This window comes from Roseovarius sp. ZX-A-9 (assembly GCF_028369135.1).
Taxonomy (GTDB): domain Bacteria; phylum Pseudomonadota; class Alphaproteobacteria; order Rhodobacterales; family Rhodobacteraceae; genus Roseovarius.
This window is the reverse complement of the sequence record NZ_JAPWHW010000056.1, coordinates 1-4,613: the sequence shown is the minus strand read 5'-3', so window position 1 is coordinate 4,613 and position 4,613 is coordinate 1. Positions and strand designations below refer to the sequence as shown.

Sequence of the window (4,613 nt, the reverse complement as noted above, 5' to 3'; positions counted from 1 at the left end):
AGGCTCTTGCGACGGCGAAGTGCCATCGAGCCGATGATCGGGCACATGAAAAATGACGGTCGCCTGACGCGAAGCACCTTGAAAGGGACCGAAGGCGACGCGCTCTTCGCCGTGCTTTGCGGTTGCGGCCACAACATCCGCATGATCCTCAGGCACCTGAGGGTCTTTTTGCGCCAATTGATTTGGGTGGTCTGCCAAACCTGCATGACCGCTGACGCGGAAATGGCACGCGATCGAAGGGTTCAGGTCTATATACTGACGACCTGACAGCGATGTTCAGGACGGACTATCCAGCCCTTGAGGTTCTCGCGGATTACCGAACAGAGCGCGGAGATATGGGCCGGGTTGTCGTTGAGGCAGGGAATATAGGTGAACGCCTCGCCGCCCGCTTCTTCAAAGCTCTCGCGGATTTCCTCGTTGATTTCCTCCAGCGTCTCGATGCAATCGGCGGAAAAGGCCGGTGCGATGACAGCGATGTTCTTCTTGCCGTCTTCGCGGGCCAGGCGCGCGACCTCTTTCACGGTATAGGGTTTCAACCATTCCTCGGGGCCGAACACGGACTGGAATGTTGTGGTGATGCTGCTCTCATCCCAGCCCAGTCGCTCGCGCAGCAGGCGCGTGGTTTTCTGACATTGGCAATGGTAGGGGTCGCCCTGCATCAGATACCGTTGCGGCATGCCGTGATAGGACACCACAAGCATTTCGGGCTTGTCAGTGGCGGCGGCATAGGCGGTCTCGACCGATTGCGCCAGCGCTTCGATGTACTCGGGATGCTCGAAATAGGCCGGGACCGTACGCGCCGCCGGTTGCCATGTTTCCGCCATCAGCGCGCGAAAGAACTGATCATTCGCGGTGGCTGAGGTGGCGCCGGCATATTGCGGGTACAGCGGGAAAAACAGGATGCGTGTACAGCCAGCCTGCACCATTTCGCGAACCTTGGAAATGGTCGAAGGGTTGCCGTAGCGCATGCAGAAATCGACCATCACCTGATCGCCAAACGTGGCATGAAGGCTGTCCGCGATAGCAGCGGTCTGGTCACGGGTGATCGTCATCAAAGGACTTTCGTCCTTTTCGACGTTCCAGATGGATTTATATGCCGCACCGCTGGTAAAGGGGCGTTTGCTGAGGATCACGAGCTGCAGCAAGGGTTGCCATTTCCACGGCGCATAGTCGATCACCCGGCGATCCGACAGGAATTCATTCAGATAGCGGCGCATAGACCAGTAGTCGTGATTGTCGGGTGTGCCCAGATTGGCAAGCAACACGCCGGTTTTTGCCGAAGGGATCGCGGGATGGTCGGCAGGGGCATGGGCGGGGCATCTGGCTGTCGGGCTGGAATCGCGCATCTGGGGCTCCTCGTTTCTGTCACTTCGCCGGATGGCCACGACATGTTGGTCACGACATAAGGTGTTTGCCTACGGGGTCAATCATCGAGGCGGGTTTCATCGGTCCCTAGCACATCAGCAAGCCGGGCGGCGGCGGAACCGGGTCGCAGAGGCTTGGGCTGCGAAGCATCGGGGGCCCAGCCGGTCAGAAAGACCAGATCGAAGGTGGCCGGGATGCGCCCGTCCGCATCGCCAAAAGCCTGTCGATAGTGGTGTTCGGCCCGTTCCAGCACGGCACGGCGGGTAAAATGGCGCGGGCGGGCGGCCAGCGCGCTGGTTTCGCCCATGGCGCGCAGGTCATGTATCAGCGCATGCAGGCCGGTGTAGGAGGCCGTCAGTGCCACCGTATCGGCCACTGGCAGCGCCAGACCGGCACGCTGCAGTAATGCGCCGAGATCGCGAATTTCGCCCATTGGTGCCACGCGTGGTGACAGGCCGCCGGTTACTTCGGATTCGGCCTGTGCCAACGCCGCGCGCAATTGGTGCAGAGTCTCGCCGCCGAAAAGGACCGCCAGCAGCAGACCATCAGGGCGCAGGGCGCGGCGACACTGGATGATCTGGCCGACCGGATCGTTGGCCCAATGCAATGCCAGCGCGTGGATCACCAGATCATGCGCGCCCGGATTCAGGTCCAGCGTTTCGTCATCGGGCACAATGATCGCGTCGGGAAAGGCCGCTTGCCAGCAGGCAGCCTGCCCGCTCACGATCGCAGGCGCGGTAAAGGATTTGTTAACCAGTGACAGACGATCCTTGATCTCGTCCACCGCAGCCATGTGCAGGAAATCTGCAGGCGCGCGGGCGGCGCGAGCGCGGTTGCGCCTCAGCGCCGAACGGTCGGTCAGTGTCGGGGGCTGTGCCATGGAGGGCACATAACGCTATGGGTGCGCCAATACAATCTGCCCTGCGGCTGATTTATCCGCCGCGCTGTACGGTCTGCGGCTGCCAGGTAGACAGCGATTTTGGCCTTTGTAGCCCATGCTGGCGCGACACACCGTTTATTGCGGGGCTGGTCTGTGACGATTGCATGGCCTTGGCGCGCCCGTGGGCGCAGGGCCGAGCCGCGTTGATCTACGAGGGCAACGCGCGCAAGCTGACACTGGCCCTCAAGCACGGCGACCGGCAGGATGTGGTTCAACCCGCTGCCCTATGGCTGGCGCGCGCCGCACAGCCATTGCTCCGCGAAGGCATGTTGGTGGCTCCGGTGCCATTGCATTGGCGGCGCATGCTCAAGCGGCGCTACAAACAATCGGCGCTTCTGGCGCGCGCGGTGGCGCGGGAATTGGGGCTGGCCTATTGCCCGGATCTGCTGATACGGCCACGCGCTACGCCCAGTCTGGGCGGGTTGGGGCGTGCCGCGCGGTTCGCTGCCATGCAGGACGCCATCCGCGCGCACCCACGGCGCCGGGCCCGGTTGGCGGGACGACACGTGCTGTTGGTCGATGATGTGATGACGTCTGGTGCGACCCTGGCAGCGGCAACCGAGGCGTGTTTGTCAGCAGGGGCGCGTGAAGTGCGGATACTGGTACTGGCACGGGCGGGCAAGGAAGCTTAGATATTGGGGGAACTCTTGCAATTATGGGACCCTGTATGAAACCCGTCGAAATCTATACCTCGCCGCTTTGCGGTTTTTGCCACGCAGCCAAGCGCCTGCTAACCCAAAAGGGCGTCAACTTTTCCGAGATCAACATTGCCGCACAACCGGCCAGACGCGCAGAGATGATGCAGCGCGCCAATGGTGGGCGTACCGTGCCGCAGATCTTCGTGGGCGATACCCATGTCGGTGGTTACGATGATCTGAACGCGCTGGAACGTGCAGGCAAACTAGACGCGCTGCTGGCGGCGTGAGGGCGGCGGTCCTCCAGTTGACTGGCGGCGACGACCCGGCAAGCAACCTGCCGGTCACACTCTCGCTGATTCGTGACGCGGTGGCGGTTGGTGCGGAATTCGTTCTGACACCGGAAGTGACGAACTGCGTTTCGGCCAGCCGTGCGCAACAAATGGCGGTTCTGCAGAACGAGGCCGAGGATCAGACACTTGCCGCGTTGCGCGAAGTGGCCCGAGAGTGCGGAATTTGGCTGTTGATCGGCTCGCTTGCGCTGAAGACGGACGACTCGGACGGGCGGTTTGCCAACCGTTCATTCCTGATCACGCCGGAGGGCAAGGTCGCGGCGCGCTACGATAAGATCCACATGTTCGACGTGACGATCTCGGACACCGAGTCCTACCGCGAATCAGCTGGCTACCGCCCCGGGGGCGCGGCGGTTCTGGCACCGATGCCATTCGGCGCCCTGGGGTTGACGATCTGCTACGATCTGCGGTTCCCCCATCTCTACCGCCAGTTGGCACAGGCAGGTGCGCAAGTGTTGAGCGTTCCATCTGCGTTTTCACCTGTCACCGGCGCGGCGCATTGGGAAACCCTGCTGCGCGCCCGCGCGATCGAGACGGGGTGTTACGTTTTGGCCCCGGCCCAGACCGGTACGCATGAGGCGACGCAGGGCAAGCCGCGCCAGACCTACGGTCACGCGCTGGCCGTAGCCCCGTGGGGAGAGGTAATTGCCGATGCGGGGACCGATCCGGGTTTTGTCCTCGCGGATCTCGACATGGATGCGGTGGCCAGCGCCCGACAGCGCATTCCGGCATTGACCCATGATCGTGTTTTTCGGGGTCCGGCATGACGAACCGAAGCAGTACATCTCTTGCCGTGGCGCTCTTCAGCGAGGTGTTGACCAATGATCAGCTGATCCGCAACCAGCTAACCCGCGTCCTGCCCAAGGGCATGGAGGTGTCGCATTTTTCGGTGCTGAACCATCTGGCGCGTGTCGGAGGCGAAAGAAGCCCGGCGCAACTGGCCAAAAGTTTTCACGTGACGCGCGGGGCGATGACCAACACGCTGAGCAAGTTGGAATGGGCCGGTTACGTACATATCCGCCCCGATTGGGATGACGCACGGCGCAAGCAGGTCGCGATCAGCCCGGCAGGACGCAAGGCCCGTGAAGAGGCGCTGGCGGCAATTGCCCCGCTGATCAGCGATGTGGTCGAAGAGCTGGGCGAGGACCGCGTGCGCGCGATCCTGCCGGTGTTGCGCGGATTGCGGGCGCGGTTGGAGCCGGAGGGCTGACGGGCATTGCCAACTTGTTTGGGCGTGGGCTTCCGCATAGTCAGCCGGGATGAAGATACCTTGCACGATGCCTCGCCTGAAAGGCTACCGCTTCCCTCGTGAAATCGTCG

6 protein-coding genes and 1 pseudogene are annotated in these 4,613 nt (G+C 62.4%); 5 read left to right on the top strand and 2 right to left on the bottom strand.

Annotation, left to right across the window (positions count from 1 at the left end; genetic code table 11):
• A pseudogene (locus O3306_RS22320) lies at window positions 1-267 on the top strand (hypothetical protein); the annotation flags it as partial.
• On the opposite strand, the gene hemH reads toward O3306_RS22320, so the two are convergent.
• Window positions 249-1,346, bottom strand: a complete 1,098-nt coding sequence (gene hemH / locus O3306_RS22315) for a ferrochelatase (protein WP_272011612.1) — start codon at window positions 1,344-1,346, stop codon at window positions 249-251. The pseudogene O3306_RS22320 and the gene hemH overlap by 19 nt on opposite strands.
• A gap of 77 nt (window positions 1,347-1,423) precedes the next feature.
• Window positions 1,424-2,245, bottom strand: a complete 822-nt coding sequence (locus tag O3306_RS22310; RefSeq protein ID WP_272011610.1) for a class I SAM-dependent methyltransferase — start codon at window positions 2,243-2,245, stop codon at window positions 1,424-1,426.
• A 17-nt stretch (window positions 2,246-2,262) separates the two neighbouring features.
• Between O3306_RS22310 and O3306_RS22305 the strand changes: the two genes are divergently transcribed.
• Genes O3306_RS22305 through O3306_RS22290 form a run of 4 tightly spaced genes read left to right on the top strand, consistent with a single transcriptional unit; the run spans window position 2,263 to window position 4,503 of the window.
• Window positions 2,263-2,937, top strand: coding sequence for a ComF family protein (locus O3306_RS22305; RefSeq protein ID WP_272011608.1), 675 nt, complete (start codon window positions 2,263-2,265; stop codon window positions 2,935-2,937).
• A gap of 35 nt (window positions 2,938-2,972) precedes the next feature.
• Window positions 2,973-3,230 carry a glutaredoxin 3 gene (grxC, locus tag O3306_RS22300; RefSeq protein WP_272011606.1) on the top strand — a complete coding sequence of 86 codons (258 nt, stop codon included), beginning with the start codon at window positions 2,973-2,975 and terminating at the stop codon, window positions 3,228-3,230.
• Entirely contained in the window at window positions 3,227-4,060 is an 834-nt protein-coding gene (locus O3306_RS22295; RefSeq protein ID WP_272011604.1) for a carbon-nitrogen hydrolase family protein, read from the top strand. The genes grxC and O3306_RS22295 overlap by 4 nt, the downstream gene beginning before the upstream one ends.
• Entirely contained in the window at window positions 4,057-4,503 is a 447-nt protein-coding gene (locus O3306_RS22290; RefSeq protein WP_272011602.1) for a MarR family winged helix-turn-helix transcriptional regulator, read from the top strand. Before O3306_RS22295 ends, O3306_RS22290 begins: the two co-directional genes overlap by 4 nt.
• The last annotated feature ends 110 nt before the right edge of the window (window positions 4,504-4,613 follow it).

Excerpts from the sequence above, each read along its gene's own strand:
- hemH (WP_272011612.1), bottom strand. The coding sequence starts at position 1,346 with ATGCGCGATTCCAGCCCGACAGCCAGATGCCCCGCCCATGCCCCTGCC.
- O3306_RS22310 (WP_272011610.1), bottom strand. The coding sequence starts at position 2,245 with ATGGCACAGCCCCCGACACTGACCGACCGTTCGGCGCTGAGGCGCAAC.
- O3306_RS22305 (WP_272011608.1), top strand. The coding sequence starts at position 2,263 with ATGGGTGCGCCAATACAATCTGCCCTGCGGCTGATTTATCCGCCGCGC.
- grxC (WP_272011606.1), top strand. The coding sequence starts at position 2,973 with ATGAAACCCGTCGAAATCTATACCTCGCCGCTTTGCGGTTTTTGCCAC.
- O3306_RS22290 (WP_272011602.1), top strand. The coding sequence starts at position 4,057 with ATGACGAACCGAAGCAGTACATCTCTTGCCGTGGCGCTCTTCAGCGAG.